The sequence below is a fragment of the Eubacterium ramulus ATCC 29099 genome, assembly GCF_000469345.1.
Lineage (GTDB): Bacteria > Bacillota > Clostridia > Lachnospirales > Lachnospiraceae > Eubacterium_I > Eubacterium_I ramulus.
On record NZ_KI271149.1, the window covers coordinates 1 to 15,424 of the forward strand.

A 15,424-nucleotide genomic window follows, 5' to 3' on the forward strand; every position below is an offset into this window, starting at 1 on the left:
GGACGTGATATAGATGAACGAATCCAGAGAATCAAAGAACGCCGAACAGTTGGAAGAACTTCTCCTCTTGACCGAGGAGATACAAGAAGAACTGGAACAGAAAGACCAGCTTATCGTGGAACTAAAGACGCAGCTCAACGAATCTCTGACCTTGAACGAGAAATTAAACAAAGAGAACAGAGCCGGGAATATTCAAGCATTAAAGAACGACTTGAAGCTGGCAGACAGAGCATTGCGGAGCGAGAAAGAGAAGCTGCGAAGCGCAAACGTCACGATAGGGGAATGTCAAGATAAAATACGATGCTTAACACAACAACGGGATTATGCCCGGACACATCAGAAAATCGTAGAGATACCGGTAGAAAAGCCGGTACTCTATGAAAAATGTGAAGCCTGTGACCGGACAGACTATCAGAATGCAAAAGCAAAATACGAAACACAAAAAGAGCGACTTGCAGGACAATATAAAGCAAAAACGGTAATGTTCCAAACAACCTTGTTCCTTCTTGCATGGTATTCGCTGACAACCACTCTTTTTCAGGCAGTACAGTCAGATGTGTTCCTTTCCGATTGCAAATCATTCTTCCATGATGCAGCATCATTCATACAAACTTTTATCGGTTGGACGATTGAGGTCGGGCAATCTGTGGCACAGATTAGCACAAAAATTCCAAATCCTTTTATAGCCGGAATGGTATATTGGATATTGCTAATATTGATTGTAGGAATATGTGTGGCAGGAACAGGGATACTGGCGATACTGATAGAAATAAAGGTTATAGAATTATATAGGGAAAAGTGTTGGGATGTCATTACTCTACTGATGATACTGACAAGTGCTGCTGTCATCATTTATTTTGGAGAAGCAATCAAAAAAGCACTGTCAGTAAATCTTCTATTGCTTTTTGTACTTTTGCAGGGCGCATATGTTGGACTTAGGTGTTATTTAGAATCGTACCTTGAGAAAAGAAACTATTAAGCATTTTTTACAAAGCTATGTACAAAATCATTCTAAAATTCCCATTCAATAATACGATTGAGAAAACCTCTCTGATACAGTATAATAAAGTGTCAGGGAGGTATCTCTATGAAGGAAAAAATACTAATCATTGAAGATGATTTTACGATACAAACACAGCTTAAAACTCTTTTGTCTGGGAATGGATATGAAGTATTTGCAGTTACGGATTTTTCCAAAACAATAGAGCAGTTAAAAGAAGCTGCGCCACATCTGGTTATTCTGGATATAAAACTTCCGGGGAATAACGGTTTTGAAATATGCTCGGGGATTCGCACCTTTTCAGATATTCCGATTGTATTTGTAACAAGCAGCAATACAGATATGGACGAACTGAACAGCATTATGCTGGGTGGAGATGCGTTTATCACAAAGCCTTATAATCCCGCTATTCTTCTTGCTAAAATTGCTGCATTGTTAAAGAAAGCCTACCGTTCCCCTCAAACAGAAATTTATATGTGGAGAGAAGCTACCCTGCATTTGGAGAGTAGCATGATAGAGTACAAAGGACAGAAAGCAGAATTGACAAAGAATGAATTGAAAATCCTCTACTACCTTTTTAAGAACTCCGGAAAAATCTGTTCCAGAAATGATATTGTGGATTTTCTTTGGGACAATCAGCTTTATGTTGATGATAACGCCCTAAGTGTCAATATTACCCGTATTCGCGACAAACTGGCAGCAATCGGACTTGTAGATTTCATTAAAACAAAACACAGGCAAGGATATACATTATGAGTGGAAAACAATATTTGAAAAATCAACTCCCCGTTATTTTAATCAATCTGCTGGGTATGCTTGTCCTTGCTTTGTTCCTGATTGCAAGCGATAATCCTATCCAAACAGTCCTGTTTATTTTTGCAGTCTGGTCGATTGTCCTTGTTTTATCTTTGCTGGCATTTTATTTCTCACGAAAAAAATATCTGAATAAATTGCTCAATATGACGGAGCAATTAGAAGAACGATATTTATTGCCGGAAATCATGCAAGTGCCGGAAAGGGCTGATGAACAGGTTTTTTACCAGATTATGAAAATGGCTGAAAAATCTATGTTGGAACGGATTGGCGAAGTACAGAGGGAACGCAGGGAATATAAAGAATACATTGAACAATGGATACACGAAGTAAAAACACCAATTACAGCGATGAAGCTGCTGTGTGAGAATAACCGTTCTCCCTTTTCCAGAGAGGTATTGGCAGAGTTAGAGAATATCAACCAATATACAGAACAGGCACTTTACTATGCCCGGAGTGAACACGCTGAAAAAGACTATTCTGTCCGTGAAGTCAATTTATGCGATGTTGTGCATAGTGCAATCGCAGATAATAAGTATCTTTTGCGTCAAAGCAATATGTCAATTCAGATAGACGATATAGAAACAAAAGTTTATACCGATGAAAAATGGGTGCGGTTCATCTTAAATCAGATTATCGGTAATGCAATCAAATACCATGCAGAGCAGCCTATTTTGCACTTTAGGGCAACAAAAACGAATGACAAGATTGTGCTATCTATCAGCGATAATGGGATAGGTATTCCTAAAAGTGATTTACCCCGTATTTTTGAAAAAGGATTTACAGGTCAGAATGGGCGAACCGGGAAAAATTCTACTGGAATTGGCTTATATCTTTGCAAGCGTCTATGTGATAAACTGGGAATAGGGCTTACTGCTTATTCCGAAAACAGAGGAACAACGATTTCACTTATCTTTCAAATGAATGATTTTATTATCGGAGTGCAGGGCTGACAGGTTCTGCACTTCTTACATTTTTGTAAGAACTGTGTAAGAAAACTTGATACAAAAAATGAGATACTCCATTTACAATAAAGATATGGAACAGTTAAGGAGGTTTATCAGATGAATACGATTTTGAAACTGGAACATATCCAGAAATATTATGGCAATGAAGGGAATATTACCAAAGCCATTAAAGACATTAGCTTTTCTGTGGAAGCTGGGGAATTTCTCGGAATTATGGGTGCGTCCGGTTCTGGAAAGACAACGCTGCTCAACTGTATTTCTACGATTGATACCGTAAGTGCAGGGCATATTTTTTTAGATGGAACAGATATAACGGAAATCAAACCAAAATCCCTTGCCCGTTTTCGCAGGGAGAATTTAGGGTTTATATTTCAAGACTTCAATTTGCTGGACACATTGACGATTTCAGAAAATATTGCACTGGCATTAGCAATCAACAAAGTCCCTGCCGGGAGCGTAGAATCCCGCATTTTGGATATAGCCGGAAAGCTGAATATCAGCGATATTCTAAACAAATATCCTTATCAGGTATCCGGCGGACAAAAACAGCGTTGTGCTTGTGCAAGAGCAATTATCAACAACCCGAAGCTCTTACTGGCAGATGAGCCGACAGGGGCATTAGACAGCCATTCCTCACAAATGTTGCTGTCTACCATTCAAAGTATCAATGAACAGCTTAGGGCGACAATTCTTATGGTAACTCATGACGCTTTTACCGCCAGCTATGCCAACCGTATTCTTTTTTTGAAAGACGGAGAAATCTTTATGGAACTGCGCAAGGGCAACGACAGCAGAAGTGCTTTTTTTGATAAAATTCTGAATGTCCTTACCATGATCGGAGGGGGACAAAGCCATGTATGCTAAACTTGTTTTCAGAAATGCAAAACGGTCTGTAAAAGACTATCTGGTCTACATTGTCACAATGACAATCTGTGTTACCTTGTTTTATGCGTTCTTGTCTATTTCCAGTAGTTATTATAGCCCGGATATAGGCAGCGAGTATGATTTTACTCTGTTAAGTGACGGAATGAAAATTGCAATCTGCATGATAACATTGCTGTTGTTATTTTTGATACGGTTCGTCAATCATTATATGCTAAGACGAAAGCAAAAAGAGTTTGCTGTCCAGTCCATTATGGGAATGGAACAAAAAACTATTGGCAGGATTTTCTTTGCAGAAACACTGATTATGGGTATGTTTTCCATTTTGATTGGTATTTTTTGCGGTGTATTTTGCTCTCAATTCATTACCGCAATGCTCCTTACTGCTTATGGAGAGCCTTATGAAATCTCATGGACATTGTTCCCGGACACCGTTTTGCTGACAGTGATATTTTTTGTGGTAAGTTTTTTTGTGGTAGGAGTTTTCAATACACGCACAATCAAAAAAACAAAAATTATTGATATGCTTTCCGCAGAGAAAGAAAATGAGCCAGAATTGAAAAAGAGCCGATTCATTCCTGTCGTAGTAATTCTGTTTTTAATGTTTACTTTATGGGAATTGTTTTCAGGAATACAAAATGTCCGATTTTATTATGACTCCCGCTTTGTTTTCCCGGTGAAAATCATGTATTGGGGAAATATTTTGCTCCCTGTTGTTACATTAGGCTGGGCGGCATTATGGATGTTGAAAAAGAAAAAAATTGCTTTTCAAAAGTTGATTGATGGGCTGCTTATTTGTTCTGTATTGCACGCCTTTTTAGCAGCAAGCGTACCTGCTCTTACCAATCAATACTATTTGCCTTTACATGGTGGAATACTGAATCAATATCTGGTATTTGTATTGATTGATTTGCTCTTCTTTATTTGTGCATTGATTTATCTTGCCAGCAGCTTGATTGTAGCATGGAAAGTAAAATCGCCGGAACATAGATACAAGGGAGAAAACCTGTTCTTTTTCGGGCAAATTATATCAAAACTAAATACAACCAGCAAAACAATGACGCTGATTTGTATAACCCTTGTCCTTGCAATCTTCATGTTTATTGCCGCCCCTATTTTGACGGGCTGGGCTTCAGGTTATTTGGATATGCGCTCTATGTATGATGTGCAGGTATATTCAAGATATAATGACGTATATGAAGAAGAAAATCTGCCGCAAGACAGTTATGAAATCATTACTGAGTTTCTGACAGAACACAAAATAGATACAGTTTATGATTGCACGTTCAATCTATATCTGCCAGAGAAAGACGATTTTCACAACAGACAGAAATATGATTTTCCGATTGTAGCAATTTCTTTGAGTGATTATAACACTATACGGGAAATGCTGGGTTACGAACAGATTTCTCTGGAGGAAGATGAATTTACAACACAATGGAAAGCAATCGCCACCGAGGAAGAACGGGATAGCTTTTTGAAAGAACACACCAGCATTATGACAGACGCAGGAGAATTGACTCTTTCCGGGCAGTCCTATTATGAGGATCCGATTGGAGAAACAGCGTACAATTCCTATACAAATGTATTGTATGTACTTCCAGACAATATTTGTGAAAAGCTGTTGCCAGTAATAAAAAACCGATATATTACAACAACGGAAAATATCTCCTATGAAAATGCAAGGAAACTGGAAAAACTTTTTACAGAGAAATATCCCGAGCAGGCAGAAACCGGGGCTATTTATGGCGTGCGTTTTAGCACACTGCAAATCAATAGTTCCATAGCAAATAACTTTATTTTACAGACTGCAATGATTTATGGTGCTGTCGTACTGATGGTTATATGTCTTACCGTACTTTCTTTGCAACAACTCTTAGACGCAGGACAATATAAATATCGCTTCTCTGTACTCCGAAAATTGGGGGCGGAAGAAAAGCATATCGGAAAACTTATCTTGCAACAATTAAGTGTTTGGTTTGGGCTTCCAATTATCACAGCAATCATTGTAGCTGCTGTTGTAATAGCTTACTTTATCCAAACCATATCAGCAGAAATTTCAGCCTATATTGGGTTTAGTACATTGATGTTACAAATAGGGGCAACAATGGGGATTTTGGTAATTTTATTGATTTGTTACTTCATAAGTACATGGATTATTTTTAGGCGCTCTGTTAATCCATAGAAAATATGTAATTATTGCATTTCGCACATTCTTTAAAGAGGGATAGCACTCTTAATGAACACTATCCCTCTTTCACTTAATAAAGTTCTAATGAATCTTCTGCATCCACCCACATCTGTAAATTGCCCTCAAGATATAATCTTGCATATTCCAAAGGCTCATCCACAGCTAATGAAGTAAGTGCACATTCTGATCCATATGTGGTTTTTAAATCTTTTTCAGCTTCCCAGCAGTCAATGCGAAGCATATATCCAGCACTTGTGTAAACATCAATACTATCGTGATTTATGTTGTATTCTGCATAAATTGTTCTCATCGTATCTTATCTCCATTTTCTTTTAATAATCAGTTATAGAGTTAAATATCGAAAACATTTCAATCAGTTCACCATGTCGTTATTGTTATATGTTATACTGTGTTATGAAATTTTCTTTCCCTTAATTTTTCCCATATTAAGGTTCATGAAAGCTAATGGGAGAATGTAACACAAGGGAAAGAGTAAGGGGAAGTACACTTGCTACAAACTTAGTATTTTCAAGGGTTTGCGAAGAATTTGATAATTAAATATAACAGTTATTAAATTTCCTAAAATATGTGAAATATCAACTGGATTTTGGTTGTTAAAGATTTGCAAAATATTTTTCTAATGAATCCACAAACTCACCAATATGAATTCCATCTACAAATGAGTAATACACCTGTACATATATTGGCAAGTTTTTACCTGAATTTCTTTTGGAAATATATGTATATGTTATCCACAACATAGGGTAACAATGGGAAACTATCATTTCATAGTAATACTGTGAAATAAATAGGTTTCCTGTTCATTTGTAACTTTCTTAGTGTCGACACAGTATTCTCAAAGTTTATTCATCATAGGAACATTCACCACTTTGTCTAAATTCTGATAAAACGCATTTACTGATTTATTTTATAACCGGTCAGGATTTTCTCTTATAAAAATAAATTCCGCTACAGAGCGGTCATTTGTTTTAATGTGTCCAAACAACCAGTCAATCACATTTTTCTGTACAAGTTCACTGAACTGATCCGTTGGTCCTTCATAATCATTAAGGTATTCATACAGTACCTGAATTGTCTTTTTAAACTCTTCATGTTTTTCGTGATGCGTTTCACGCCCTGGATAACCAACGTTTTCCTGAAGCTTTTCCTCTTCTTTGAAATGAAAGTTAGTATACTCATCCAGATAATCCAGCATTTTGATTGCTTTTACCTTGCTGTCGCCATTTTGACAGGCAGTTAAAAAGTTTTGGATACGGTCAATCAATTCTTTATGCTGGGTATCGATAGTTTTATTTCCTGTAATTAAATTATCATCAAAGGTAATATTTAAATCGTAAGTCATAATCTGGTCTCCATTTCTTTTATATATTCTCTTGGAATTATTTGTGTCTATCAGTTTCATATTAGCATTATCTGCTTAGTCTTCTACAGGAACAAAAACATCTTTTCCCAATCCACAGAGTGGACATACCCAGTCATCTGGAATATCCTCAAATGCAGTTCCTGGAGCAATACCTCCGTCTGGATCTCCTACTGCCGGATCATAAATATAACCACATGGTCCACATTCATATTTTTTCATAGTCATTTTCTCCTTTTCCTGTTGATTTATTTTTGTTACTAGATTTCCACCGTATTTTTCAGTGTTTTGTCTCTTTGTTTTCTACATCATTATACATAATAATTTCACTATTTTCAATAACAGTAATTGTTAATATTTTATGTTTTCAGATCTATTCTTGTCTGCATCAACTATTACGCAACAAGTAGATTCTACACGATTTCTGAAAACATAGCAGTGCATTGTTCTTTCTCATGCAACATCATTTATTACCATATATCGGTCTAATTTCTTTATATCCACTATTATCCAGTCCGCCTTTTCCACATCCATAATCATTCATCATAGTTTTAATCCTCCATCTCTTCTGATTAATCGTTTTCTTTTTGATAATTATAATTTACATCAAAACATGGGGTATAAAAACCCCACCATATCCTGTAATTATTTACGGTTTTATTTAGCAACAACTGCAAAATCTGCATCTACCACACTCAATCTCCCATTATCCTTACTCTAAATCAACAAAAATAGCACCCAGAAAGCATTTTTAAAATGCCTTCCAAGTGCTCCATCACTACTCAGTTTACTTCTTTTTCTCTCGCTCTAACTGCATTTCCAAATATTTTGATACCGGCTTTCCTTCTTTTGCTGCTATTTCTGCCTGATGCCGACGTAATCTTCCAACAATGGATTTTTTCTTTCCAAGTATCTCTTTTTTAGGCTCAGAGGCTTCCTGGTCATTATCAGGTACACTCATTCCACCAGAAGTCCTTGCATTTTTCTTCTGCAGAAGCATAGAATGATTTGAGGTCGATTGCGATATAGGTCTTTTGCTTTGCCATCATTCTATGCCCCCCTTTTAAAATTCCTTTGCCTTTTGCTTTTTGTAATAGTACCCCCCTGTTAGATAACGGGGGTTTAGAAAGCTCGCTTCGCTCGCATAACCGCCAAAGTGAACCAGACACTCGCCAGCAGGCTGGCGTGGCGATTTGTCTTACGACCGCCACCGTGTCTGGATCACTCCGTCGGTTGCTGTTTGCGTCCTTAAAAATACGTTTCTAAAGCAGGGGATAAGAAAAGGACAGAAACCTTTGTCCCTGTCCTTATCCTTGCTTATCTGTTTCTTCTGCGTTTGAAGAACAATGCTGTCAGCATTCCTGCAAGGGAAATGACCATTACCATACTCCACAGCAAAATATTTGTACTATCGCCTGTCTTAACTGCTGTATCTGGCTTTGTAGAAGTAGTAGGCTGTTCTTTGTTGGAAATCATAGAAATGACTGCTATTTCTTTATAATCACAACGTTCACAAACACGTTCTTTTTTGCCTGTTTCTGTGGTTGTTGCTTCCTTGATGACTTTCCATTCTCCCCACGTATGACCTGTCGCATCTACCTCGTTTCCTTTGTAGCTATGACTACAATTCCTGCAAGTATATGTCGTATATCCTTTCTCTGTGCAATTTGGTGGTGTAACGACTGCAACATAATCATGTTCGTTTACAGTAAACTGTAGCTCCGTTGTTGCTATTTGAGCATTAGCTGCTGTTACAGTAAGCGTTGCCCGATATATACCTGTTGCTAAACTGTCTTTTGGTGCTACTGCTACTTTTAGAGTGTCGTTTGGCTGGATGGTTGTAGTACCATCACCACTCAACTCGAACTTATCCTTATCTGTACCCGTGATAGATATATCTACATTCTCTAAATCAACATTTCCGCTATTTGTAATCGTAAATTCCTTTGCGTTAATTGGTTGATATCCTACGCAAGTTCCTGTAAATGTTCCGTCACCACTTAAAAGCATGCTGTAAACTGCCTTTGTTGCAGGTGGCAGTGTGATATTCACATCACTTGCTGGCGTACCTATAATGGTAAAACCGTTTTTAGTGATATTTGTTACTGTCAATCCGTTCAAGCCCTGGATACCATCCTCATAACCATCCGGAAGAAAATATCCGTCAACAGCTTCTACTATAATATTCGTAATTGCCGTGTTTGGAACAACTTTCTGCACACCATTTTCCGATGTGATATTCAATCCCGCACCCGCAACAATATTCACAGCAGTTTCTTGTTCTTTCTCTGCCAAAGCCGCATATGTGATTCTATTTGCTGTATCTGTTGTTTCCAGCCATATCTTGCAATTCGCAAAATTATCTAAATTCATACCACTTGCAGAAACTTCTGTTTCATTCGTAATTTGTTTCGCATACGTACCATTGCTGTTTTGTGCAACCAGATATGTACCATTTGGAACATCTGTTAAGATAACCTTGCTTTCATCATAAGAAATTACGGCTGAACCTAGGTTCTTACTATACTTACCGGCGTCATAGCGTAATGTAAACGCTCCATCTCCATCCGTATCCTGCAATGTTAAATTACCTGTAGATGTTGCTGACGGAACAGCCGATGCAAAAAGAATCGTTGATGAATTCAGTTCAAAAGCAGGTCTTATTTTTTCTACATTGCTTGTTTGAGCTCCATTAAAAGCAGGATAATTCTTAGAAGGCCACGCAGTCAAAACACTACTTCCATCATTCGGATCATCATTACTAACAAATGGTGAACGAATCCAAAATAATTCAAGAACAGATTTTCCCCAATAACTTGGATCAATACGAAGACCGTCATTCAAATCATTTGCGCTGTTCTTTCCCACAGTAATGTGATTATAATCTTCTTGGTCTCCATAAGCCAAATATAGCTTGTCCGTCGTGGAATAGACGCTGTTGTTTTTCGTATCATCCGTATAAATCGTTGTTTCATTTATCAGTGCCTGTTCTGAACTTGTAAAAAAAGAAGCTTCCATCTCTTTTAAGGTAACATTCCTTATATAGCTCGCACCGTAGTGATTCGGGAAAACTTCTGCCGGTTCTCTATCAGGATAGGTACAGTTCCACTTATCATCATATGTTTTATTGTCCATATAATTTGATTCAAATTGTACATCATCTCTCATAGAACTTGCCGAAAATAACGTTATGCTATCATTACTTTGACTTCCTGCAATCCACCACTGTTGATTGTTGTTTCCGAAATAGACTTTTGCAGGATTTTTCACTCCGTCATTATCATTTGTATCATAGTTTTTTAATTCTTCAACAGTTGAAAACTGCTCTTTCGTTGGCGATTGATTTTCCTCTGCATGAACGCTGGTACTAAACGTCGGAAACATAGTCAATACCATTGCACTTACCAGCAAAAATGAACAAGGCTTTTTCAAATATCTTTGTTTCATATTTACTTTCTGCTCCTTTCCTTGACTTTTCTCAAAAGGTACACCTGTTAATAGTCACTATATCATTATCTAGTATAGCTGAAAACGCCTGTTTTTTCAAAAAAAAAAGAAAGCTCGTCGATTAGGACGAACTTCTGTGTTTTATGGAAGTATTTGCTTTGACTGCTTCACAAGTGTATAAGCCACTGTCACACATATTGCTACATTTTTGCAGTGATTTTGCATTTTAGGGAAAAGAAAAAACTGACCCTGCCAGTGCTTGCTATGCCCTGTCAGGTATCGGTTCCTTCCCTTATCTCATCTTACTTTTCTCCTCCGCTTTCGATCCAGTCTTTAACTTTGTCATGATCCAAGACAATGATATCTTTCCAGTCCACTTCCAGTTCTTCAAAAAGATCATTCATTGCGTCCCAGATAGTCCATGCTCCATTTCCGGTCAGCCTGCCGCCATCCAGTATATGCTCCTGTGAGTCATACAGGGTATAATCAAATTCCATTTCACTTGTCTGCATGCAGACATACAGGGATTGGGACGGAACAAATAATGCGAAATGCTCCGGTGGCAATGCTTCAAAATACGGATTGTCCCATGCACCAAGTGGCATATGCTCCACAACATCCTGCTGCTGTCTCGTTGGCAAAAAGCGCTCCAGCTTCTGTTGCTCATAAAGAGGTTCAAACTTTTTCTCCAAGTCTTGGATAATCCCATGCACATTATTAAGCAATACCCATTTTGTAAACCGCTCTCTTGTCCACTCTTTTTTCTCCTCCTCCGTCATCTGACGATGTATCCGGACATGACTTACCGGAAGCTGCTGGCAGATATTCTGCAATGCTACCAGAAAATTTTGATTCTCATTTACAGATGAGGAAAGATGAAATTCTAAGGACAAGGCATTTTTTCCACCAATGCGGTAAACTACGTCAAAATCCAGTCCCTTGATGCGGATTCCAAGCGTTGCACGAATGCGCTTATCCTCTATGACGGTCTGCCACTGTGCATAATCCCGAAGCTGCTGCATTGCTTCTTCCGCATGTTCATAACGTTCGCATACACTCTGCTTACAACCGCGTGTTGTCCATGTTGCAAGATCCTTGATCACATAATAAGTAACAATTTTGTTTTGTTCCATTTACTTTTTCTCCTTCTCTTTCTATTACACTGCTACATCCTTTGGCTCTTTCTTGAAAAAATCTGTTACTGGTTGAAATCCTATGTTATCTACAAAATAACTATCCGTTTTCCCCTTCCGGTGCAGTACAACAACATCACTGATGGATAAGGAATGCCCGAAGAAATCAGAAGGTCGGTCTATGTTGAACCGGCAGTAAATATCATCCAGTGTAGTTTTTTCATCCAATGGTGCCGTATAGGTTACGTCATACCTCGTATGCTCCACAGACACACCTCTGCTCTGCCAGAATGACAGATCCATAAAATAAAACTGCCGATTTTCCATATTTTCTTTCAACTGATAGATTTCAAAATAGTCACCCGCAACACCGGATATCTCCTGACCGGAGTCTTCCGATTCCGCCTTTCTTTTGCGGGCATTCGTCTGACTGATCTGCTCCTCTATCCGATCGATCAGATCTGCCGCTGTTGTCTGGATCGTATGCAGGGATGCCCGCAGTTCCGGCATCTGCCGACCACTGCTCCAGCCTATCAGATATGCAAAGGAATAATCGGAAGTATCCAGTCCCAGATACTGACATACCACATAAGCAATACTTTCTGCCTCTACTTCTCTGGTACCTGCATCTTTTCTTTCAACCTTATCGTTATCAGCATGCAGCATGGCATGTGCGATCTCATGGATCATTGTTTTGACCGTCTGCAACTGGCTCATATCCTTCTGGATCGCGATAACACGTTTGGTCACATTGCAGTATCCTTTCGCTCCGCTCTCAATCTCGATAAAAGAGACCGGCATTGGGGATACCATAAGCAGTGCCTGTATGAGAACTTCATAATCGGTTACCGCTCCCGTCAGTTCGTCTACCCCTAACTGTGGCAACTCCTTTCCTTCCGTCTGAGTAACATCAAATACCCGGACAACACGAAAGCCTACGATCCTCTGTTCTGATTTTTCTTCCAGTTCCTCTGACTGCTCCGCTTTTTTTGTATGCTTCGTATCTTCTGATTCCGGTTCCAGAATCACTACTTCCTGATCCTGTTTCTTACTTTCCTTCTTGTATTTGTACGCCATTGGTGCCAGGATACAGATCCCGGTCTCACCTTTTTTCACATGACGCCCAAACTTCTGCTTCCATGCATGAAATCCGGCAACCAGTGTTGCATCCGGACATTGCAATAAGATCAGTAGTGTATTCCGGTAACTGTAATGGTGGAACCTTGCCATAATGGTCAAATACTCCAGATAACGGTCACTCTCAAACAATGCAGTGATCCCATCCTCCAGCTTTTTCGTCAGTTCCTGCACCTGCTCTTTTCTGTCTGTTTTCTCAGCTTTCATCTTGTTCTCCCATTAATAAAAGAAAGAACAGATATTGCTACCTGTTCTTTCCACGTCTTTTGCTTATTTAACTACTCCGCTTTCTTTTGCTTCATTTTTCATTTTTCCTGTTCTCCATTCTGCTATTTTTTATAAATATGTTTTCCATATCCAAGAAGCAGATATGATAATGCGGGAAAGCATACAATGCCTGCCGCCATCAGTTTTCCTGTTCCATAATGTTTTGCCAGCTCATAAGCCATATAAATTCGAAGGATTAACGCAAAGATGCCGGCTCCTGCTACAGCCAGAATCAGTGACCGGTTAAAATGCAACAGCCAGGATACCAGACTGCTGACCAGGTATAAAAGAAATTCTTTTTGTACACCTGCCAGCCGGAACGCAAGATATTCATTCAAAATCGGCACAAATGCCAGTTTTTTGTCAAAATATCCTGCTTTCTGGAACATCCGCATAAGACCAATGGCACTTGCCAGATATAAAATCACTGTTTTCATCATATGGTATTACTCCTCTTCGTAGACACATTCCAACTTGTGTGTTTTGGAATTATAAAAGTATGCATGGTCTGACAGTATGAATTTCTCCATCTTTGCCACTTTATTTGCCTCTCCTATCATTTTATTTAAAGCTGTTCTTTCTTCCTCACTACAATCAATCTTTCCGGATATTAAGATAAGCTCATAAATACTTGCTGGTATTACATAATAATCTCCACCAAAACGATCAGATGCCATTTTTAAAAACTGCTTATTCAGCATGATATTTGCACCATACTCCCCATCGAGTGAATATGCCAGATGTACATCAGGCATTTCCAGTTCAGGATTCAACCGCATTTCCAGTTTTACCAGTGAGTAGAATGTTGCATCCTGTCGAAGTATTCCTCTTGCACAGGAATTTTTATATGCCAGATTGAACGCTTCCTCTTCCGATAACTGAATCTGATCCAACAGCATTTTACTTAATCCGATACTTAACAGCTCTTTTCCAACCGAAAATTCGTAATTACATAATACAGATAAATCCAGGAATTTTCGATGGATGCGATGTTCCAAAAGCGCATGGTTATTTTTGGTCTGTACGAGGGCAAGAAACAGATGTTTCCCGATTTCCTCTTTCGACATTGTTTTTACCTTTTTTAACAATGTCATGATCTCCTCACCATTTTTCATGCGCTCATAAAACAGGTTCGCTTTTTTTCTTAAAATCTGGCATAAAGAAGATTTATGCTCCAGATATTCTTCATAAATATTTTCCAAATAAATAGTCGGAGAAATTTTTACCCCTGCTAAACTGATCCCGGTTAATCTCTGATTGTTCTTTACCACCGATTCCACTCTAAGCGTACTCTTTTGATAGCATTCTGGAAGGTATTCACAAAAATGCTCCAATACATAGATTTTTACTTCTTCAAGTGTCATTTCTTTCATTTTTCTTTTGTCCTTTCCATTTTTCGTTATCACATGGCAGCGCCTTTGCTTTGCTATAGGCAATTTATCCCTTTAAATAAAATGTAATTCCTGCCTTTGATAACTCCCGTAATAATTTTCGGGTCTCTTCTGCATTCTGCATCAGTTCCATAGCCATCCCGGCATGTGTCATCTCATGCCAGGTTCCCTGCTCATCGCAGAAATGTATGACGCAATCTGTTCCAATTAAAATGCCATGTTTCTGACACATCTGCACCAGTTCCAGCGCAGAAATAAATAACATGTCATGCTCTCCTTTCTCTTTTATTTTGCCTTTGATTACTGCAGGTAGAAATCCCTGCTCTTGTGACATAGGCTGCTGCCTATCTGTGAAGATTCTTGTAAAAAGAATGTGATAACTTATGCTTCTTATATACGCCGATTCCATTTTTTCGGAAACTAAAAAAAGTACCCACAGCTTTGTGAGTACCCTTTCGGTATGGATTTTTCCATATGTTATGACTTTAAGTAATTTACTTTATTCCCAATCAAATTCATCAATACTGTTTTTGATCTCCGCAGAAACAGAACTATCATTTTTCAAATCGCGCATAAGTTCAGCAAACATTTCACGCTTTGGATTTTCCGTATCATTATAGCAACGGTGCACCATCCAGATATTATGTGGAGTTGGATTTTTTCTTACCGACGAAATCAGTAATTCTTCATATCCATGTTTATAAAATTGCTCTACAAAATGAACCAGATCCCCCGGCATTCCAAAATCGACCAGTGGATTTGTACCTATGATTTCTAAAATCGGCTCCACTAATTCAAAAGGTTCTGGATATTG

The 15,424-nt window shown here is 38.4% G+C and carries 16 protein-coding genes; 5 read left to right on the forward strand and 11 right to left on the reverse strand.

What is annotated here, in order from left to right:
- Positions 1-13 precede the first annotated feature (13 nt).
- The 5 genes from HMPREF0373_RS10235 (at position 14) to HMPREF0373_RS10255 (ending at position 5,848) form a co-directional block, all read left to right on the forward strand.
- Complete coding sequence (locus HMPREF0373_RS10235; protein ID WP_021739634.1) at positions 14-979, forward strand: DUF6040 family protein; 966 nt, start codon at positions 14-16, stop codon at positions 977-979.
- A 108-nt stretch (positions 980-1,087) separates the two neighbouring features.
- Positions 1,088-1,756 (forward strand): response regulator transcription factor, encoded by a 669-nt coding sequence (locus HMPREF0373_RS10240; protein WP_006858428.1) that lies wholly within the window; start codon positions 1,088-1,090, stop codon positions 1,754-1,756.
- Positions 1,753-2,766, forward strand: coding sequence for a sensor histidine kinase (locus tag HMPREF0373_RS10245; RefSeq protein ID WP_015529841.1), 1,014 nt, complete (start codon positions 1,753-1,755; stop codon positions 2,764-2,766). The genes HMPREF0373_RS10240 and HMPREF0373_RS10245 overlap by 4 nt, the downstream gene beginning before the upstream one ends.
- Positions 2,767-2,877: 111 nt before the next feature.
- A complete protein-coding gene (locus HMPREF0373_RS10250; RefSeq protein ID WP_006858430.1) occupies positions 2,878-3,645 on the forward strand; it encodes an ABC transporter ATP-binding protein in 768 nt (255 codons plus the stop codon).
- Positions 3,635-5,848 carry an FtsX-like permease family protein gene (locus tag HMPREF0373_RS10255; protein ID WP_006858431.1) on the forward strand — a complete coding sequence of 738 codons (2,214 nt, stop codon included), beginning with the start codon at positions 3,635-3,637 and terminating at the stop codon, positions 5,846-5,848. Before HMPREF0373_RS10250 ends, HMPREF0373_RS10255 begins: the two co-directional genes overlap by 11 nt.
- A 76-nt stretch (positions 5,849-5,924) precedes the next feature.
- Here the strand turns inward: HMPREF0373_RS10255 and HMPREF0373_RS10260 are convergent, their stop codons facing one another.
- The 11 genes from HMPREF0373_RS10260 to HMPREF0373_RS17025 form a co-directional block, all read right to left on the reverse strand.
- On the reverse strand, positions 5,925-6,164 hold the full coding sequence (locus HMPREF0373_RS10260; protein WP_006858432.1) for a DUF6061 family protein: 240 nt from the start codon (positions 6,162-6,164) through the stop codon (positions 5,925-5,927).
- Between the two features lie 618 nt (positions 6,165-6,782).
- Positions 6,783-7,217 carry a bacteriohemerythrin gene (locus tag HMPREF0373_RS10265; RefSeq protein ID WP_044963926.1) on the reverse strand — a complete coding sequence of 145 codons (435 nt, stop codon included), beginning with the start codon at positions 7,215-7,217 and terminating at the stop codon, positions 6,783-6,785.
- Positions 7,218-7,292: 75 nt separating this feature from the next.
- Positions 7,293-7,457, reverse strand: coding sequence for a rubredoxin (rd, locus tag HMPREF0373_RS10270; protein ID WP_022035254.1), 165 nt, complete (start codon positions 7,455-7,457; stop codon positions 7,293-7,295).
- A 565-nt stretch (positions 7,458-8,022) separates the two neighbouring features.
- Positions 8,023-8,196, reverse strand: coding sequence for a hypothetical protein (locus tag HMPREF0373_RS10275; RefSeq protein WP_022035256.1), 174 nt, complete (start codon positions 8,194-8,196; stop codon positions 8,023-8,025).
- Between the two features lie 356 nt (positions 8,197-8,552).
- Complete coding sequence (locus HMPREF0373_RS10280) at positions 8,553-10,682, reverse strand: hypothetical protein (RefSeq protein WP_021739639.1); 2,130 nt, start codon at positions 10,680-10,682, stop codon at positions 8,553-8,555.
- Between the two features lie 302 nt (positions 10,683-10,984).
- The gene (locus tag HMPREF0373_RS10285) at positions 10,985-11,815 is read right to left on the reverse strand and encodes an LPD16 domain-containing protein (protein WP_021739640.1); all 831 of its coding nucleotides are present in this window, start codon (positions 11,813-11,815) and stop codon (positions 10,985-10,987) included.
- A 24-nt stretch (positions 11,816-11,839) separates the two neighbouring features.
- Positions 11,840-13,159, reverse strand: coding sequence for a YodL domain-containing protein (locus HMPREF0373_RS10290; protein ID WP_021739641.1), 1,320 nt, complete (start codon positions 13,157-13,159; stop codon positions 11,840-11,842).
- Positions 13,160-13,281: 122 nt separating this feature from the next.
- Complete coding sequence (locus HMPREF0373_RS10295) at positions 13,282-13,659, reverse strand: DUF5684 domain-containing protein (RefSeq protein WP_021739642.1); 378 nt, start codon at positions 13,657-13,659, stop codon at positions 13,282-13,284.
- Positions 13,660-13,665: 6 nt separating this feature from the next.
- Positions 13,666-14,592 carry a DUF5688 family protein gene (locus tag HMPREF0373_RS10300; RefSeq protein WP_044963920.1) on the reverse strand — a complete coding sequence of 309 codons (927 nt, stop codon included), beginning with the start codon at positions 14,590-14,592 and terminating at the stop codon, positions 13,666-13,668.
- Between the two features lie 64 nt (positions 14,593-14,656).
- The gene (locus HMPREF0373_RS10305; protein WP_044963921.1) at positions 14,657-14,875 is read right to left on the reverse strand and encodes a beta/alpha barrel domain-containing protein; all 219 of its coding nucleotides are present in this window, start codon (positions 14,873-14,875) and stop codon (positions 14,657-14,659) included.
- Between the two features lie 234 nt (positions 14,876-15,109).
- Positions 15,110-15,424, reverse strand: a 315-nt coding sequence (locus tag HMPREF0373_RS17025) for a hypothetical protein (protein ID WP_021739645.1), incomplete at its 5' end; no start/stop codon positions are given.

Excerpts from the sequence above, each read along its gene's own strand:
- HMPREF0373_RS10235 (WP_021739634.1), top strand. The coding sequence starts at position 14 with ATGAACGAATCCAGAGAATCAAAGAACGCCGAACAGTTGGAAGAACTT.
- HMPREF0373_RS10240 (WP_006858428.1), top strand. The coding sequence starts at position 1,088 with ATGAAGGAAAAAATACTAATCATTGAAGATGATTTTACGATACAAACA.
- HMPREF0373_RS10245 (WP_015529841.1), top strand. The coding sequence starts at position 1,753 with ATGAGTGGAAAACAATATTTGAAAAATCAACTCCCCGTTATTTTAATC.
- HMPREF0373_RS10250 (WP_006858430.1), top strand. The coding sequence starts at position 2,878 with ATGAATACGATTTTGAAACTGGAACATATCCAGAAATATTATGGCAAT.
- HMPREF0373_RS10255 (WP_006858431.1), top strand. The coding sequence starts at position 3,635 with ATGTATGCTAAACTTGTTTTCAGAAATGCAAAACGGTCTGTAAAAGAC.
- HMPREF0373_RS10260 (WP_006858432.1), bottom strand. The coding sequence starts at position 6,164 with ATGAGAACAATTTATGCAGAATACAACATAAATCACGATAGTATTGAT.
- HMPREF0373_RS10265 (WP_044963926.1), bottom strand. The coding sequence starts at position 7,217 with ATGACTTACGATTTAAATATTACCTTTGATGATAATTTAATTACAGGA.
- rd (WP_022035254.1), bottom strand. The coding sequence starts at position 7,457 with ATGAAAAAATATGAATGTGGACCATGTGGTTATATTTATGATCCGGCA.
- HMPREF0373_RS10275 (WP_022035256.1), bottom strand. The coding sequence starts at position 8,196 with ATGAGTGTACCTGATAATGACCAGGAAGCCTCTGAGCCTAAAAAAGAG.
- HMPREF0373_RS10280 (WP_021739639.1), bottom strand. The coding sequence starts at position 10,682 with ATGAAACAAAGATATTTGAAAAAGCCTTGTTCATTTTTGCTGGTAAGT.
- HMPREF0373_RS10285 (WP_021739640.1), bottom strand. The coding sequence starts at position 11,815 with ATGGAACAAAACAAAATTGTTACTTATTATGTGATCAAGGATCTTGCA.
- HMPREF0373_RS10290 (WP_021739641.1), bottom strand. The coding sequence starts at position 13,159 with ATGAAAGCTGAGAAAACAGACAGAAAAGAGCAGGTGCAGGAACTGACG.
- HMPREF0373_RS10295 (WP_021739642.1), bottom strand. The coding sequence starts at position 13,659 with ATGATGAAAACAGTGATTTTATATCTGGCAAGTGCCATTGGTCTTATG.
- HMPREF0373_RS10300 (WP_044963920.1), bottom strand. The coding sequence starts at position 14,592 with ATGAAAGAAATGACACTTGAAGAAGTAAAAATCTATGTATTGGAGCAT.
- HMPREF0373_RS10305 (WP_044963921.1), bottom strand. The coding sequence starts at position 14,875 with ATGTTATTTATTTCTGCGCTGGAACTGGTGCAGATGTGTCAGAAACAT.